Origin of the sequence: Paraburkholderia sp. RL18-085-BIA-A, assembly GCF_046027075.1 — a bacterium.
GTDB lineage: Bacteria > Pseudomonadota > Gammaproteobacteria > Burkholderiales > Burkholderiaceae > Paraburkholderia.
In genome coordinates, this window is record NZ_JARESU010000525.1 from 1 (window position 1) to 741 (window position 741).

Genomic DNA, 741 nt, shown 5'->3' on the forward strand with positions numbered 1-741 from the left:
CGCTGCACCTAATACGCACAGTGTCGGAAATTTCGTCATTTGGGGTTCCCCTCTCGCCGAGAAGTTGTGCAGAAGCGATATTGGCTTCCAGAAGAAAAATTGCCATCCGCGCTCGAGATGTGGGTAATCCTCAAACACACAAGGGAGGGGATACGGCTACCGGTGGTAGTTTAAACAAATCGATGGTCACGCGTTATTGGCCCAAAGTTCTACGTGTAAACCCACGGCTGCAGCTTGCAAACGCCGCTGTTTTGTCGCAGTAAGGCGGGATGGACAAGCAAACTCCATTGCTATGTCTTGCTTATGAAACGAGCGAGTAGAACTGCTGCGCGGCGGACAGTGGGACTTTGCCAAAGTCCTTCGGCTCTGCTTCCAGAATGCCTCGATGACTTCGTTGCCGAGGACAATCCGGTCAGGATGATCGAGGCGTTCGTTGAACAGCTTGAGCTTGGACCACTGGGCTTCAACGGAGCGATGCCATCGACTACAGGTCGCCCGTCCTATCATCCGGCCGTGCTGCTGAAGATCTACATCTACGGTTACCTGAACCGGGTCCAGTCGAGCCGCCGCCTGGAACGTGAATGCCAACGCAATATTGAATTGATGTGGCTCACCGGCCGTCTGGCGCCGGATTTCAAGACCATAGCTGACTTCCGCCGTGATCACGGCACCGGCATTCGCAACGTATGTCGCCGCTTCGTCGTCCTGTGCCGTGATCTGAAGCTGTTCTCGCAAGCGCTT

General features: G+C 54.8%; 1 protein-coding gene. It reads left to right on the forward strand.

From position 1 onward, the window contains the following. Positions 1 to 303 precede the first annotated feature (303 nt). The coding region (locus P0D89_RS53640) for a transposase (RefSeq protein WP_408371394.1) at positions 304 to 741 on the forward strand (438 nt) is incomplete at its 3' end.